Source organism: Patiriisocius sp. 208BN25-11 (genome assembly GCF_058147145.1).
The window spans coordinates 549,023-565,403 of sequence record NZ_JBYVJY010000001.1; the positions used below are offsets into that span (position 1 = coordinate 549,023).

The 16,381-nt window shown below is 38.5% G+C and carries 12 protein-coding genes; 3 read left to right on the forward strand and 9 right to left on the reverse strand.

Annotation, left to right across the window (positions count from 1 at the left end):
- Window positions 1–15: 15 nt before the first annotated feature.
- From ACY2RS_RS02535 to ACY2RS_RS02555, 5 genes are all read right to left on the reverse strand, one after another.
- Window positions 16–669, reverse strand: coding sequence for a c-type cytochrome (locus ACY2RS_RS02535; RefSeq protein ID WP_490097025.1), 654 nt, complete (start codon window positions 667–669; stop codon window positions 16–18).
- 1 nt (window position 670) lies between these two features.
- Entirely contained in the window at window positions 671–1,207 is a 537-nt protein-coding gene (locus ACY2RS_RS02540; RefSeq protein ID WP_490097026.1) for a DUF3341 domain-containing protein, read from the reverse strand.
- Between the two features lie 4 nt (window positions 1,208–1,211).
- The gene (locus ACY2RS_RS02545; RefSeq protein WP_490097027.1) at window positions 1,212–2,960 is read right to left on the reverse strand and encodes a helix-hairpin-helix domain-containing protein; all 1,749 of its coding nucleotides are present in this window, start codon (window positions 2,958–2,960) and stop codon (window positions 1,212–1,214) included.
- Window positions 2,961–2,986: 26 nt separating this feature from the next.
- A complete protein-coding gene (locus ACY2RS_RS02550) occupies window positions 2,987–6,058 on the reverse strand; it encodes a TAT-variant-translocated molybdopterin oxidoreductase (RefSeq protein WP_490097028.1) in 3,072 nt (1,023 codons plus the stop codon).
- 148 nt (window positions 6,059–6,206) lie between these two features.
- Window positions 6,207–7,523 carry a c-type cytochrome gene (locus tag ACY2RS_RS02555; protein WP_490097029.1) on the reverse strand — a complete coding sequence of 439 codons (1,317 nt, stop codon included), beginning with the start codon at window positions 7,521–7,523 and terminating at the stop codon, window positions 6,207–6,209.
- Between the two features lie 224 nt (window positions 7,524–7,747).
- Between ACY2RS_RS02555 and ACY2RS_RS02560 the strand changes: the two genes are divergently transcribed.
- Window positions 7,748–8,137, forward strand: a complete 390-nt coding sequence (locus ACY2RS_RS02560) for an SPOR domain-containing protein (protein ID WP_490097030.1) — start codon at window positions 7,748–7,750, stop codon at window positions 8,135–8,137.
- Window positions 8,138–8,616: 479 nt separating this feature from the next.
- Here ACY2RS_RS02560 and infB read toward each other — a convergent pair whose 3' ends face one another.
- The 3 genes from infB to rimP form a co-directional block, all read right to left on the reverse strand.
- Window positions 8,617–11,427, reverse strand: coding sequence for a translation initiation factor IF-2 (gene infB, locus ACY2RS_RS02565; RefSeq protein WP_490097031.1), 2,811 nt, complete (start codon window positions 11,425–11,427; stop codon window positions 8,617–8,619).
- Window positions 11,428–11,492: 65 nt separating this feature from the next.
- Complete coding sequence (nusA, locus tag ACY2RS_RS02570) at window positions 11,493–12,725, reverse strand: transcription termination factor NusA (RefSeq protein WP_490097032.1); 1,233 nt, start codon at window positions 12,723–12,725, stop codon at window positions 11,493–11,495.
- Window positions 12,726–12,731: 6 nt separating this feature from the next.
- Window positions 12,732–13,196 carry a ribosome assembly cofactor RimP gene (rimP, locus tag ACY2RS_RS02575; RefSeq protein ID WP_490097033.1) on the reverse strand — a complete coding sequence of 155 codons (465 nt, stop codon included), beginning with the start codon at window positions 13,194–13,196 and terminating at the stop codon, window positions 12,732–12,734.
- 281 nt (window positions 13,197–13,477) lie between these two features.
- On the opposite strand from rimP, the gene ACY2RS_RS02580 reads away from it, so the two are divergent.
- Window positions 13,478–14,302, forward strand: coding sequence for a universal stress protein (locus ACY2RS_RS02580; protein ID WP_490097034.1), 825 nt, complete (start codon window positions 13,478–13,480; stop codon window positions 14,300–14,302).
- A 140-nt stretch (window positions 14,303–14,442) separates the two neighbouring features.
- A complete protein-coding gene (locus ACY2RS_RS02585) occupies window positions 14,443–15,063 on the forward strand; it encodes a hypothetical protein (RefSeq protein WP_490097035.1) in 621 nt (206 codons plus the stop codon).
- Between the two features lies 1 nt (window position 15,064).
- On the opposite strand, the gene flxY is transcribed toward ACY2RS_RS02585, so the two are convergent.
- Window positions 15,065–16,351 (reverse strand): flexirubin biosynthesis putative acyl-CoA ligase FlxY, encoded by a 1,287-nt coding sequence (flxY, locus tag ACY2RS_RS02590; protein ID WP_490097036.1) that lies wholly within the window; start codon window positions 16,349–16,351, stop codon window positions 15,065–15,067.
- Between the last annotated feature and the right edge of the window lie 30 nt (window positions 16,352–16,381).

Consider the following 16,381-nt stretch of genomic DNA (forward strand, 5'->3'; position numbering starts at 1 on the left):
CTATTGTTCTTTTGATTAGTGTGTTTCTTCGTTATGTACTTCAGTAGCATTGTGAACTTCTTCCACTTCTACAACTTCAATAACTTCAACTTTCTTTGGTTCTGCCAATGGCTTTCCTTCAAGTGCTGCTTTCAAGTTCATTACGTGTTGTGTAATTTGCCATCTTTCTAACTCATTGGTCTGAGAAGCGTACGATCCCATAGAGTTTAATCCATACATCTGAACATGGTATACACCACCTTCTGTAATCACTCTACCTTCTGCAGCATAACTTGGAATACCCAGAATCTTTTCACGCTGCATTAAAATACCATTTCCATCTCCTTTATCACCATGACAAACTGCACAGTAAATAGTATACAATTCTTTACCTGCTTCTAGGTTTTCTTCTGTAACAACTAAAGGGTTTTTTAATTCTGCCTTCGCTCTGTTTAATTCATCGGTAGTATCCTTGTACTCATAAGGAGCATATCCTCTTGGCACTGTTCCTTCTACGGGTAACATTGCTTCTTGTTTTCCTGGGAAAATTTCATATTCACCATAGGTTTCATATCCTACTGGCTCATACATGTTTGGCATATACTGGTAACTCGGTGCAGTATCACCTCCACAAGAAACCATCACTATCATTGCTACTAAAGCAATACTTATATGGAGTATCTTTTTCATATTAATGAGCATCATCAGATTCTACTATACTTATTTCTACAGCTCCTGTATCTTTTAAGAAAGAAGCCATTTTATCTACATCGTGATTTCCTGCATCCACCGCCATTAAAAAATGGTCATCTGTCGTTCTTACGTCAGGATTTTCAGCTTTTTTAAATGGCCATAGTTTACTTCTCATATAAAAAGTAATCACCATTAAATGGGCTGCAAAAAACACAGTCATTTCAAACATAATAGGTACAAAAGCTGGCATGTTTTCGATGTAGCTAAAACTTGGCTTACCACCAATGTTTTGAGGCCAATCTTCAATCATAATGAAATTCATCATTGTAATTGCAACTGCAAGACCAACACAACCATACATAAATGATGTAATAGCTATACGTGTAGGCTCAAGACCCATTACTTTGTCTAGTCCATGCACCGGAAACGGTGTATAAACTTCTTCGATATGATAATGAGCTGCACGCGTTTCTTTCACCGCATGCATCAAGATGTCATCATCATTATAAATTGCATGTATCACTTTGGAAGCCATACTACTAGTTGTTTTTAAGTTTAGAAGCTTGTCCAGCCCAGTCGTCGCGCTTTGCTCTTCCTGGAAACTCGCCTATAATTTCATCAAATAAATGGTAATCCTCGTTGGTCATCCTACTTACTTGATCAAAAGTAAACAGTCCCATTGAGTTTAATTTCTTTTCCAATACCGGTCCAACACCGCTTATCTTCTTCAAATCATCTGCTGTTTGTGTTGCAGGATCAAAAGTTCCAAGTTTGTTCAGTAGATTCCCTACTTGTGCTTGATCGAAACCAGTGTCGGTTTTTAAAGTTTCCGAAGTACTTTTTTCTGAAATATTAGAAACCGTAGCTGTTGCTGTTACTTCATCATAATGCTTTACATCATCACCGTGTTCTGCACGTAAGCTCTTGTGGTATGATCCAGAACTTTTTAAGATAGATTTTACCTCTGCCTGTGCAATTACAGGGAATGTTCTAGAATACAATAAGAACAATACAAAGAAGAAACCAATGGTTCCAATAAAGATACCGATGTCTACAAAGGTTGGTGAGAACATCGTCCATGATGACGGTAAGTAATCACGGTGTAACGATGTTACAATAATTACAAAACGCTCAAACCACATCCCTATGTTTACTACAATAGAGATAATGAACGAGAACATGATACTTGTACGTAATTTCTTGAACCACATAAACTGTGGAGAGAATACATTACAAGACATCATCGCCCAGTATGCCCACCAGTAAGGTCCTGTTGCTCTGTTTAAGAATGCATACTGCTCATATTCTACTCCAGAATACCAAGCAATAAATAGCTCTGTGATGTACGCCACACCTACGATAGAACCTGTAATCATAATTACAATGTTCATTAATTCGATGTGTTGAATGGTAATATATGCTTCTAGGTTAGACACTTTTCTCATAATAATAAGAAGTGTGTTTACCATAGCAAATCCAGAGAATACAGCTCCAGCAACAAAGTATGGAGGGAAAATCGTGGTGTGCCATCCTGGTATTACCGAGGTAGCAAAGTCAAACGATACAATGGTGTGTACAGAAAGTACCAATGGTGTTGCTAAACCTGCTAATACCAAAGAAACCTCTTCGAAACGTTGCCAGTCTTTTGCACGTCCACTCCAACCAAATGAAAGGATACCGTAAATCTTTTTTGTAAAAGGTGTAATTGCTCTATCACGAATCATCGCAAAATCTGGAAGTAAACCTGTCCACCAGAACACTAGCGATACAGATAAGTACGTAGAAATTGCAAATACGTCCCAAAGTAGTGGAGAGTTAAAGTTTACCCATAACGAACCAAATTGGTTTGGAATTGGCAATACCCAGTATGCTAACCAAGGACGACCCATGTGAATAATTGGGAATAATCCGGCCTGGATTACAGAGAAGATAGTCATCGCCTCTGCAGAACGGTTAATTGCCATTCTCCATTTTTGACGGAAGAGTAATAGTACTGCAGAAATCAAGGTCCCTGCGTGACCAATACCTACCCACCACACAAAGTTGGTAATATCCCAAGCCCAACCTACGGTCTTGTTTAATCCCCAAACTCCAATACCGGTTGAGATGGTGTAAATAATACAACCTAATCCCCATCCAAATGCAACAAGAGCAATAGTGAATACTATCCACCATGATTTGTTGGCTTTACCTTCAACAGGAGCGGCTACATCGACAGTTACATCGTGGTAGTTCTTATCTCCTATAACTAAGGGTCTTCTAATAGGTGCTTCGTAATGCGACGCCATATCTTTATATACTATTTCTTAGTTAGTTACGATTCTTTTGAGTTTCTCACTTTGGTCTGGTAGAATACGTTAGGTTCTGTTCCAACGGCTTCTAACAAGTGATACATTCTCTTATCTTTCTTCTCTTTATATACTTGACTCTCGTGGTCATTAATATCTCCAAATACCATCGCTCCCTTATCACAAGCAGAAGAACATGCTGTTTGGAATTCTGCATCTTTTACAGGACGTCCATCACGCTTCGCTTCAAGGATTGATAATTGTGTTTTTTGAATACACATAGAACACTTCTCCATCACCCCTCTAGAACGTACGTTCACATCTGGGTTTAACACCATTCTTCCTAGGTCATTGTTCATATTGTAGTCAAACTCATCATTCTCGTTGTACAAGAACCAGTTAAAACGACGTACTTTATACGGACAGTTGTTTGCACAATATCTTGTACCTACACAACGGTTATATGCCATATGGTTCTGACCTTGACGACTGTGTGATGTTGCAGCAACTGGACAAACCGTCTCACATGGAGCGTGGTTACAGTGCTGACACATTACAGGTTGGAATGCCACCTGCGGATTTGCAGAAGGATCTTCCATTTCACCAAACTGAGAAAGAGACTCGCTCAATCCAGACATGGTTACTTTCTTATTCATATCTCCATCGAAGTTCTCTTCTGAAGAATAATATCTATCAATACGCAACCAGTGCATGTCGCGACTCTTACGTACTTCTTGCTTCCCTACTACAGGAACATTGTTCTCTGCATGACAAGCAATCACACAAGCACCACAACCGGTACATGCATTTAAATCGATCGCTAAATTAAAGTGATGCCCAACAGAACGATCAAAAGATGTCCACAAATCTGCCTCTGGAGATGTTACAGGAATTTCTTCGTGATCTCTAGAAACTTTTGGCATTGGGTTCCAGTCATATTCTCCTTCATGATTTAACTTCGTAGTATTAAATACCTCTAAAGAAGTTTCACGAATGATATCTCTACCCATCATGGTATTGTGTAACTGTACACAAGCAAACTCATGCATTCCAGCTACTTTTTCTAAGGACACATTAGTTTGTACCGAAGAAAAGTCATTATATAACGCATAGGCATTTACACCTGTTTGCATTTCTTCTTGAATGGCAGCTGTTTTACCATATCCAAGCGCTAGACCAACAGATCCTTTTGCTTGTCCTGGTTGGATTAAAACAGGTACGTTTTCAACAACTACATCACCCATCTTCACATTTACATAGCTACCGTTTAATCCACCGTTTGCTACGTTTTCGTTTACAAGTCCCATTTCTGCAGCATCCGCTTTAGAAACAGTCACGTAGTTATCCCACGATGTTCTTGTAATTGGATCTGGCATCTCTTGCAACCAAGGGTTGTTGGCTTGCTGTCCATCTCCTAAACTTGTTTTTGTATATAGGGTAAGTTCTAGTCCACCACCTTGAGAAGCCGCTAAAGCTCCGTTTGATGTTGCACTGCTTAGTGTTGTTGTTCCAGCTGAAATTTCCTCATTCGAAACACTTGCTGCAGATGTTACCACACCTGCCTCTAATGCTTTGTTCCAAGAAGTTCCACCTAGTACACCAGACCAAGTATCTTTAATATAATCATTGTACTTAGCAGTATTACCAGTCCATGTTAACAAACACTCTTGAAATTGACGTGTTGAGAATAACGGACGAATAGTTGGCTGCATTAAACTAAATGAACCTTTTTTGATTTGTGCATCTCCCCAAGACTCTAAGTAATGTGGTGCTGCAGCAACCATTTGTGCTAACTCAGCCGTTGCGTCTTTCTTCATTGCGAAGGCCAACGACATTTCTAATTTTTTATATGCTTCAGCAAATTTCGAACTGTTTGGGAACGAATACACAGGATCAACTCCTACCGTAATCAAACCTTTTACAGAACCATTGATAACACCTTGCATGACAGCAGCTACTTCTGCAGCGCTACCTTGACGTGTCATTCTTGGTGCAGCAGCATCCATAACAACACTGTTTGCATTTGCTTGCAATACCATTGTTTGTGCTTCCACACTTGGCAATCCGGTTACAATAACTCCTTTGCTACCAGCTTTTGCTAATTGCGCTTTGGCATTTGCTACTGCTGTTGCAACCTTCTCAGACAATCCTGAAGTACTTCCACCTGTTAAAGCTTTTAATACTTTTAGTTGATCAGAAGGCTTCACAGGCACACGCTTATCTGCGTTTGCACCTGTTAATGTCATATTTGCTTCAAACTGAACGTGGCGAGACATTTTACCATTTTTAGGTACACGCCCTTTAGCGTAAGCAGCATCATAGCCACCACCTTGCCAGTCACCTAAAAAATCTGCTCCTACAGAAACAATCACCTCAGCTTTGCTAAAGTCATAATCTGCCATCGCTCTCATTCCATATACCGATTGGAATGCATCCAAAGCTTCAGAAGAAGATACGGTATCGTATACTACGTGACGTACGTTTGAAAATTTTGTTGTAAACTCTTTAATAAGCTTAGAAGTAGAAGGACTTGCAAAAGTTTGTGTTAGTAACACCACTTCTTTTCCTTGCATTTCATTCATCTTTCCTGCAACAGCTGCATCAAAATCTGACCAAGAAACTTCTTTTCCACCTAGTAGTGGCGCTTTTACTCTATTGTTATCATACAAAGACAATACCGATGCATGCACACGTGCATTCACGCTTCCGTTGTGCATTGATAAGTCGTTACGCTCAATTTTGATAGGACGACCTTCACGTGTCTTTACTAATACGTTTGCAAAGTCAAATCCATCTGCAATGGTACTTGCATAATAGTTAGCCACACCTGGAACAATCTCGTCGGGTGCTACTACGTAAGGAATAGACTTAATTACTGGACCTTCACAAGCCGCTAACGATGCAGCAGCAGTTGTAAAACCAACATACTTTAGGAAATCACGACGTGTAGTTGAAGAAGCCTCTAACGTTTCTTTATCACCCAAAAATTCGTCTGTTGGTATTTCAGTAACAAACTCATTTTGTTGCAACGCCTCAACAATAGTGCTGTTTTCATTCAGCTCCTCAACACTTTTCCAGTATTTCTTGTTTGATGCCATAGTTATTATTTACGATTTTGATGTACGATTGACGATTTTTTGATTGACTCTTTATTTCGTCATTCGCATATCGTACTTCTAAAATTTTACTTTTATTCTTTTTTCTAAATTACTATCAAGATTTAATATTTCCGAAGAAACTAATCTCTTAATAGTGACACTTACCACATTCTAATCCACCCATCTGCGCAGCGGTTAACTGCTCAACACCATATTTCTTAGATAATTCTGCGTGAATTTTTTCGTAGTACTCGTTGTCTTGAACCTTTACATTGGTCTCACGGTGACAGTTAATACACCAACCCATTGTAAGCGGTGAGTGCTGATACATGATCTCCATTTCCTCTACCGGTCCATGACACTTCTGACAATCTACTCCGGCCACTGTTACGTGTTGCGAGTGATTGAAATAGGCAAAGTCTGGTAAGTTATGAATACGCACCCATTTTACCGGCTCTGTTTCACCTGTATACTTTTGGTTCTCTTCGTCCCAACCTACAGCTTTGTATAATTTTTGAATCTCTTTGTTGTAATCTACACCATACTCTGCCAAGCCTTCTGCTTGAACACTTTCTGCTACCTCACCAATGCTTTTGTGACAGTTCATACAAACGTTTAAAGAAGGAATTCCAGAATGCTTGCTCTTTCTTGCAGATGAGTGACAGTAGTTACAATCTATCTCATTTGATCCTGCATGAATTCTATGTGAATAGTGTATAGGCTGGACTGGCGCATACCCTTGATCTACACCCACACTCATTAAGCCTCCATAGATAAAATAACCAGAGCCGAGCAACGCTATAATTGCAGTTACTAATAATAAGAATTGGTTTTCTACAAACGACTTCCAGATAGGTGTGCTGTGTTCTTTTACTGGCAATGTTACACCGTTTGCTTCAGCAAATTTATTTAGGGTTCTAGTTACTAAGAACAACATGGTTACTAACAACAAGAATACTAAAGCTAAGATTCCTAGGATAATGTTGTTTGAAACCCCACTTCCTCCAGTTGATGCAGTATCAGGACCAGGGGTAGGAGGAGTAATTATTTTCTTCTCAGTGTAAGTGTAGGCGATTATATTATCAATATCTACATTCGACAATGCTGGGAAAGCCGTCATTGGAGACTTATTGTACTCCTCGTAAATAGCGTTTGCACGACTATCACCAGACGCGATGAGCTCTGCACTATTTTTTATCCATTTGTACAACCATTCTGCCTCGTACTTATCACCTACACCATACAAAGCAGGACCCGTTGCCTTCTTGTACAATTTGTGACATGCAGCACAATTTGCTTTAAATAGTTTCTCACCTGCGGCCATATCGCCACCATTTGGAGCAGCTACAACGGCATCTCCAGCTGGAGCGTCTTGCGCAAATACATTTGTAGAGAACGAGAGCATTACTGCTAACGCCATTACTGAGAAAATCGAGGAAAGCCTTCTTAAATTCACCTTTTGCATACTAATGTTAATTATCGTCAATAGTTTGGCACATAATTGGTTAGTTATTTATCGTAAAATATACGCCTTTTATGGTGCCATAAATAACTGTGCAAAAGTACCACATAAAGCCCAAATTTGAAATCTAAATAATTTGTTAATCACTAATTTATAATTATTCTAAATAATAAAACAAGGCTTCAGAAAGTTAAACTCTTGTACATTTGCACTAACAATTATATTCTATGAAAAAGCAAAGTCTATTCAACTTATTTATTACCAGTGTTTTACTAGTTGTTTTCACAGCAACATCCACTGCCCAGTCGGCCACAGTAACTGTAAATGCAGATGCCAAAATCGATGAATTACTCACGATAAAAAAGCGTTTAGAAAAGGAAAATAAATTGGATGGTGGCTATACCATTCAGTTGTTTTATGGAGACCTCACTAAAGCAGAAAGCACCTTAAAAAAATACAGAAGCACCTACGGTTCTTGGCCCGCTTCTATAGAATATGAAACTCCGAATTACAAAATATGGGCTGGTAATTTTAGCTCTCGTATTGAAGCCGATAGAGCCCTTATGGAGGTTCAAAAAGGCTTTCCAAATGCGTTTATTTTGGAGAAGAAAAAATAAGACCGCTTGCACCTTCGCAAAGCTATGGCGCACATGGTCGCTGTTAGAGGTTAGACCATTCGCTTTGCTCATTGATAGAAGATAGACTAGACCGAATGTTGAATCTTGAATGTTGAATGTTGAATGTTGAAAATTTAAAAAGTTTACTCCTAAACACCTACACTTTTAAACCTATAAACTCTTAACCTTATAAACTTCCTTCAACAACTAACATTTCCGAAGAAAATAGTACACAGTAGCAGTTGGTAGATGAAATAGTGAAAATTGAACTTTAAAAGCCCTTCGACAAGCTCAGGGTGACAAAAGGTGTTGAATGTTGAAAAAGTCTACTCCTAAACACGTACACTTTTAAACCCATAAACTCTTAACCTTATAAACTTCTTTCATCAACTAACATTTCAGAAGAAACACAAAGCACAAAAAAAGCCTCCATTCTAATGAATAGAGGCTTTGTATATATTGCTACTATGTCCTAAAAACTATTTCAGCTTTTTCTTTACAGCTACTTCATGGAAACTTTCAATGATATCACCTTCGTGAATATCGTTGTAGTTCTTTATTTGCATACCACAATCATATCCTTTGGCAACTTCTTTTGCATCGTCTTTAAATCGCTTTAAGCTTTCTAGCTCTCCAGTGTATACAACCACACCTTCGCGAATTAAACGTATTCCTGCGTTGCGAATAATTTTACCAGTCAATACCATACAACCTGCGATAGTACCCACTTTAGAAATCTTGAACGTTTCGCGGATTTCGGCAGTACCTGTAATCTCCTCTTTCATTTCTGGAGACAACATACCTTCCATAGCATCTTTCAGGTCGTTGATCGCTGCATAGATAATACTGTAGGTACGGATATCGATTTCTTCTTTATCTGCTATTTGACGTGCATTCCCCATTGGACGAACGTTAAATCCGATAATAATCGCATCCGAAGCAGAGGCTAATAACACATCACTCTCGGTAATAGGACCAACAGCTTTGTGAATAATATTTACTTGAATTTCTTCGGTAGATAATTTCTGGAAACTATCTGTTAAGGCCTCTACAGAACCATCCACATCACCTTTTAAGATAATGTTTAATTCTTTAAAGTCTCCTAATGCAATACGACGTCCGATTTCATCTAGTGTGATATGACGTTGTGTACGTACAGATTGCTCACGTTGTAATTGGGTACGGCGACTTGCAATATCTTTTGCTTCACGCTCGTCTTCAAATACATTAAATTTATCACCTGCCTGTGGCGCACCTGTAAGACCAAGTATCGATACTGGTGTTGAAGGTCCTGCTTTCTTAATTTTCTTACCGCGTTCGTCATGCATGGCTTTTACCTTACCACTATGCTGACCCGCGAGTACATAATCACCAATTTTAAGCGTACCGCCTTGCACTAAAATAGTAGAGACGTATCCACGACCCTTGTCTAAGAATGCTTCTACAACAGTACCGTTAGCCGATTTATTTGGATTAGCCTGTAGCTCTAATAATTCTGCTTCAAGCAATACTTTTTCTAATAATTCTGGAACTCCTTCACCTGTTTTTGCAGAAATATCGTGTGATTGTATTTTACCACCCCAATCTTCTACCAACAAGTTCATTGCCGCTAATCCTTCTTTAATTTTATCTGGATTTGCGTTAGGCTTATCAATTTTGTTTATTGCAAAAACTATTGGAACTCCAGCAGCTTGCGCGTGACTTATTGCTTCTTTTGTTTGAGGCATGATATCATCATCGGCAGCAACTACAATAATAGCTAAATCTGTTACTTGAGCACCTCTGGCACGCATGGCAGTAAAGGCCTCGTGACCAGGTGTATCTAAGAACGCTATTTTTTGTCCGTTTTGCAATTGCACTCCATAAGCACCAATATGCTGTGTGATACCACCAGATTCTCCTGCAATTACATTTTCTTCACGAATGTAATCTAACAAAGAAGTCTTACCGTGATCAACGTGACCCATTACGGTTACAATTGGAGCTCTGTGTTCTAAATCTTCTGGAGCATCTTCAACTTCTTGAATTGCTTCATCAATATCGGCAGTAATAAACTCAACTTCATATCCAAATTCTTCTGCAACAATAGAAAGTGTTTCGGCATCAAGACGCTGGTTCATAGTCACCATCATTCCTAGTGACATACATGCTGAAATAATTCCAGTTACTGGAGTATCCATCATCGTTGCCACCTCACTTACTGTAACAAACTCGGTTACTTTTAAAACCTTGTTGTCAAGTGCTTGTTGTGCTAGTTCTTCTTCTGTTTTTTGACGGTGAATATCACGCTTCTCTCTTCTATACTTGGCACCTTTTCCTTTTGAAGACTTTCCTTGTAGTTTTTCTAAGGTTTCACGTACTTGTCTTTGTACTTCTTCTTCACTTGGCTCTTCTTTTGGCACGTTAGTACGTTGCCCACCTCTGCGATTTCCTCCTCTGTTATCTCTATTATTACCACCACCGCCGGCTTTTGGAGATTCTTTACTAATACGTCGTCTACGTCCTTTTTTCTCTGCGCCTGGTGCTGGTTTTTTCTTTTCTGGTTTTTTAAATTGTGTTAAGTCAATTTTCTGTCCAGTAAAGTTAGGACCATCCAGTTTTTTATACTGCGTTGTTACCTTTTCACTATCTTCTGGTTTAGGCTCTTCAACTTCTGCTTCTTTTTTAGCAAGTGCTGCTTTTGGCTTTACTGCCTTTGCAGCCTCCTTATCAAGTGCTGTTGCGGTCTTTTTTGAAGCAGCTTTCTTAACAGGAGCTTGTTCTTTAACAGGCGTTTCTTCTTTTACAACTTCGGCTGTAGGTGTTTCTGCTACTGGCTCTTTTGCTGCCGGAGCTTCCTCTTTTGCAACAGGTGTTTCTTCAACAACTGGTGCTTCTTCTTCTGTTGCTTTTACATTTCCTTTAGCATCAAGCTCTACCTTACCTACTTGCTTAGGTCCTTTAAGCGTAGCTTTGGCCTCGATAACTTTTGCTTCTTCTGCAGCAATTGCGGCAGCAGCTTCAGCATCGGCTTTACGTTTTTCTTCCTCTTCACGTTCGCGTTCACGATCTTTAAAGAGTTCTTCTTTCTCTTTACGTTTTTCTTCACCGACCTCTTTAGATTCTACCTTTTTTTCTTTATCCTTTGCGAACTCTTCAGATAAAAGAGCGTACTCGGTATCAGAAATTTTGGTAGTAGGACGTGCCTCTATCTCCACGCTTTTAGATTTCAAAAAATCTACTGCACGATCTAGAGAGATATTAAACTCCTTAAGGACCTTATTGAGTCGTATCGATTTTACTTCAGCCATAAAAATGCTTGTCTGTTCTTTTTTTCTACTTTAGAATGAGAGGTTAAAAATACTAAATATGTACGCTAGTCCTCAAATTCTTCTCTTAATATATTGATAACTTCTTGAATCGTCTCTTCCTCTAGGTCGGTACGCTTTACAAGATCGTTAAAATCATAATCTAACACACTTTTGGCGGTGTCAAGCCCAATCTTATGAAATTCTGCGATGATCCACTCATCAATTTCATCACTAAATTCTCTTAATTCTACATCTTCTTCAGCTCCTTCACGCAACACATCAATTTCATAACCAGTCAATTGACCTGCCAATCTAATGTTATGTCCTCCACGACCAATGGCTTTACTCACCTCTTCTGGTCGTAAAATTACCTCAGCACGTTTTGTCTCTTCATTAATTTTTACAGAAGTAACCCTCGCAGGACTTAAAGCACGTGTAATAAAAAGTGTTAAGTTTTCTGTGTAGTTAATAACATCGATATTTTCATTTCCTAACTCACGAACGATCCCGTGAATTCTAGAACCTTTCATACCTACACAAGCACCTACTGGGTCGATACGATCATCGTAACTATCTACCGCTACTTTTGCTTTTTCACCAGGAATACGCACTACTTTCTTTACAGTAATTAAACCATCAAATACTTCTGGGATTTCTTGCTCAAACAATTTCTCCAAAAATATAGGATTAGCACGCGACATAACAATTGCAGGCTTGTTTCCTTTTAACTCAACACTCTCAATAATACCACGAACGTTGTCTCCTTTTCTAAAGAAGTCTGAAGGAATTTGCTTGTCTTTTGGCAAGATAATCTCATTTCCTTCGTCATCCAACAAAATTACGGCTCTGTGACGAATGTGATGCACTTCTGCTGTATAAATATCACCTTCCAAGTCTTTAAATTGCTTGTAGATAATAGTATTGTCATGCTCATGAATCTTAGAAATTAAGTTCTGGCGTAATGCCAAAATAGAACGACGTCCAAGATCGATAAGTTTTACTTCTTCAGAAACATCTTCTCCTACTTCAAAATCGTCTTCAATTTTCTGTGCTTCTGTCAATGATATTTCTTCATTTGGATCCATTACATCTCCATCGGCAACGACTACACGATTTCTCCAAATTTCTAAATCCCCTTTGTCTGGGTTCACAATAATATCAAAGTTATCGTCACTCCCGTATTTTTTCTTTAAGGCATTTCTAAAAACATCTTCTAGTATCGCCATGAGCGTTACTCTGTCAATTTGTTTATCGTCTTTAAATTCTGAAAATGAATCAATTAACGCTAAATTTTCCATATCATTTTAATTAAATGTTACCATAACTTTTGCTTCTACAATATCTGTGTAAGGCAGCACCGCTTTCTTTTGCACGGTTACTTTTCCTTTTCCAACGGGTTTTGGCTCACGTGCTTTCCACTCAAGCGTCACCTCATTGTCTGTTGTTTCTGTAATTTTACCCTCTAGTGTTTCCCCTTGTGTAGTCTTTACTTGCAAGGTTCTTCCTAGATTCTTTTTGTATTGTCTTGGCATACTTAATGGGCGTGATACCCCAGCCGACATTACATCTAATGAAAAATCTTCTTCCTCTCTATCTAGATTGTGCTCTACTGCTCTACTAATTGCAATACAATCTTCAACCTTCACTCCTTCATCGCCATCAATGATAATAGCAATTTTATTATCTGAAGTCATCTCCATGTCAATTAAAAACAAATGCGTGTGTTCTTCCAGCGCTTCGTTTAATAATTGGGTTACTTTTTCTCTCATTAAATTTTGGTTATAAAAAGAGGGGACTAGCTGTCCCCTCATCTTTTTCGTCATAAATTCGGTGCAAATATAGTACTTTATTTCATATTAAAAAAACCATAGTACGACACATTATTTTTTTGTATCTTCATAGTAAATTAAGAGCTTCGGAAATGTTAGCGATCTATATTATTTTCTGAAATTAAACTTCGTACAAACCTGTGCAAAAATTTCAATTTCTAATGTGATGGAACCGCTCCTATTTCCGAAGCATTTTTAACACTAACCTCAAAAAACAGCCTATGAAACGCATCCTCGTTCCAACAGATTTTTCATCACAAGCAGAAAACGCATTAAAAGTAGCCGTTGAAATTGCTACAAAACACGATAGTGAAATCTACTTATTACACTCACTTGACATGCCTTCTCAAATTAGAGGGATTCAAAACAATGCAAGCATGCCAGAGTCTTTATACTTTATAAAACTTGCCGAAAAGAGTTTTGAAGAACTTTTAGAAAAAGACTATTTAGGACCCATTGAAATTCATGAAGCGATTGGGCATGATGAAATCTACAACGACGTAAACCAAACAGTCGAAGAAAAAGACATCGACCTTATTGTTATGGGATCGCACGGTGCAAATGGCTTTAAAGAACTATTTATAGGTAGTAATACCGAAAAAGTAGTACGCACCGCCAAAGTTCCAGTTTTGGTGATTAAAAATGAGCACGACAAACTAGAAATAAACGACTTTGTATTTGCCACAGACTTTGGTGAGGAGAGCCGCTGGAGTTTTAATGAGGCTCAAAAATTTGCAAAGGCAGTAGATGCTAAAATGCACTTGTTGTATGTCAACACCCCTGCCGGATTTAAAACAACAGAAGATTCCATGGACCTCATGCAAAATTTTGTAAAAGGTATGGGAGCAGAGAACTACACCTTAAATGTGCACAATGCATTTTCTGTCGAGAAAGGGATTTTACAATTCACTAAAATGAAAGACGCTCAACTTATTGGAATGAGTACTCACGGACGTAAAGGCTTATCACACTTTTTCAATGGAAGTATTAGTGAAGATTTGGTAAACCATGCAAATATGCCGGTGATTACGTTTAAGATACAGTAAAAGGAGACCGCTGTCGCTGCTAGATGTTAGACCGCTGCGCTGTTAGACCGTTCACTTTGTTCACTGTTGGATGTTAGACTATTCGCTGCGCTCATTGCTAGAAAAAAGACTCACTTCGTTCGTTGTTAAAAATGGCTTTTATGAGATATAGTATTAGTATATGTTTGTTATTGTTATGTATTGCTTGTGGGACACCTACTAAGAATACCAAGCCTAGTACAAACTCAACTACTAGTAAAGAGCAACCCAATGAAATACCTAAGGTAGATCCTTCACAGGATGCGCCTAAAGAAACCGCTCCTATCCTTCCAGATGGAGCGGTTTTTGGTAATTTTAATGGGGATGACATTCCGTTTTTTACACATATCACTCGTGTGAATACTGCAAGAGAAGTTACAACTATTGGATTTCAAAATAGAAAATATCCTATCCTTGAAGTTCCCAAAACAGTAGGTGGAAAAGTAAACAAACTCACGCTCGACAATGATAGAGATCTATTGCTCTTCACAGCAAAAATTAGTGACCCAAATTTTAGCAAGTATTACTTGTATGTACTAAGAAACAATGAATGGAAATTAGTCATGAACGGGTTTGCCATTCATAAAAGTAATAGTCCTGAAACATTAGATGTAATTCGGGTGAATCCTAATAACCCCAACGAATTATTGCGCCACTATTCGGTCTTTGATATAGACCCAAACAGTGAAGAAGGTTATGTATGGAAATTGCAGGAAGAGTCTGTAGCGAAGCTGGCTTGGTGACTTATCTTAAGTCAATCAAAGTCACAGGCTTTCTGCTCATCTTCGGAAAACGCAATGTGTTTAAGATTTTCTTATCTTCAAATACGACACTAGGCGTTACCCGTAATTTAGCTCTAAAGTGATCTTTAATTTCTTGTAAAAAGGCATCGCTCTCTTTGGAAGTTGCAATCTTGATTAGAATCTCATCTGTCCCAACCTCGTTGTGCGATATTTCAATAACAAAAGCATCAATTCCATCTAGTTCGTTCATGGCATTAAACATGGCTGGAGGATAGATGGTCGTTCCTTTGTACTTAATCATTTGTTTTTTTCGTCCTACCACAGGTCCCAAACGCATGGTCGTTCTTCCACAAGAACATGGCTCTGTATGTGCTTGCACCATATCACCCGTTTTAAAACGCAGCAATGGCATGGCCTCTACACCTAGTGTTGTAATCACCAATTCTCCTATTTCACCTGGTGCTACAGGTTTGTTTTGATCGTCTACAATTTCAGCTAAAATAAGCTCAGGATGATGATGCCCACCTTGATGTGCACCACATTCATTAAAAGCAGTACTCATCTCTGTACTTGCATAGGTAGAATATAGTTGTATGTCCCAAGAAGCCTTTATTTTAGTTGCTAAAATGTTATGAGAGAAGTCTTCATTTCGAATAGGCTCTCCAATACAAATAGCGCCTTTTACACTACTTTTTGATAAATCAATACCATTAGACTGTGCAAACTCAATCATTTTTAACAAAAAGGAAGGCACGCAAATAAGATACGTGGGATGAAATTTTTGTATGCTATCCCATTGTAATTCTGGAATCCCACTTCCTACTCTAATAATACCTGCACCTAATTTTCTTGCACCTAAAAAATAAGCAAGCCCCGCCATAAAACGTCTGTCCATGGTGGTCATAAGTTGCATGACATCTTCTTGTTCTACCTCGGCGCAGGCAAAAGAAATAGCTTCGTTATATGCCAAACGCTCTAGGTCTTTTTCAGATAAGGCAAAGGTAACAGGAGCGCCCATGGTACCAGAAGTGGTTACATAATCAATTATTTTTCCTTTTGGAACACAAATAAAATCATCGTTATGTTCTTGCAATTGATCTTTGGTAGTAAAAGGCAATTGCTGAAGGTCTTCTAGTGTTTTAATTTCTGAAACCGCAATTCCTTTTTCTTGAAACACTTTTTTATAATAGGCAGAATGTTCGCCTACATAAGCAAGCATTTTTTGCATTTCAATTTCTTGAAAGGCTTTAATTTCTGACAAAGATGCTGTTTCTATGGTTGGGGTCATGTATTGATATAAAATTAAAACTGTCTACTA

Bases quoted from the DNA above. Each gene is read 5' to 3' on its own strand.
- ACY2RS_RS02560 (WP_490097030.1), top strand. From the start codon at position 7,748: ATGAAAAAGCAAAGTCTATTCAACTTATTTATTACCAGTGTTTTACTA.
- ACY2RS_RS02580 (WP_490097034.1), top strand. From the start codon at position 13,478: ATGAAACGCATCCTCGTTCCAACAGATTTTTCATCACAAGCAGAAAAC.
- ACY2RS_RS02540 (WP_490097026.1), bottom strand. From the start codon at position 1,207: ATGGCTTCCAAAGTGATACATGCAATTTATAATGATGATGACATCTTG.
- ACY2RS_RS02585 (WP_490097035.1), top strand. From the start codon at position 14,443: ATGAGATATAGTATTAGTATATGTTTGTTATTGTTATGTATTGCTTGT.
- ACY2RS_RS02550 (WP_490097028.1), bottom strand. From the start codon at position 6,058: ATGGCATCAAACAAGAAATACTGGAAAAGTGTTGAGGAGCTGAATGAA.
- ACY2RS_RS02545 (WP_490097027.1), bottom strand. From the start codon at position 2,960: ATGGCGTCGCATTACGAAGCACCTATTAGAAGACCCTTAGTTATAGGA.
- nusA (WP_490097032.1), bottom strand. From the start codon at position 12,725: ATGGAAAATTTAGCGTTAATTGATTCATTTTCAGAATTTAAAGACGAT.
- infB (WP_490097031.1), bottom strand. From the start codon at position 11,427: ATGGCTGAAGTAAAATCGATACGACTCAATAAGGTCCTTAAGGAGTTT.
- ACY2RS_RS02555 (WP_490097029.1), bottom strand. From the start codon at position 7,523: ATGCAAAAGGTGAATTTAAGAAGGCTTTCCTCGATTTTCTCAGTAATG.
- rimP (WP_490097033.1), bottom strand. From the start codon at position 13,196: ATGAGAGAAAAAGTAACCCAATTATTAAACGAAGCGCTGGAAGAACAC.
- flxY (WP_490097036.1), bottom strand. From the start codon at position 16,351: ATGACCCCAACCATAGAAACAGCATCTTTGTCAGAAATTAAAGCCTTT.
- ACY2RS_RS02535 (WP_490097025.1), bottom strand. From the start codon at position 669: ATGAAAAAGATACTCCATATAAGTATTGCTTTAGTAGCAATGATAGTG.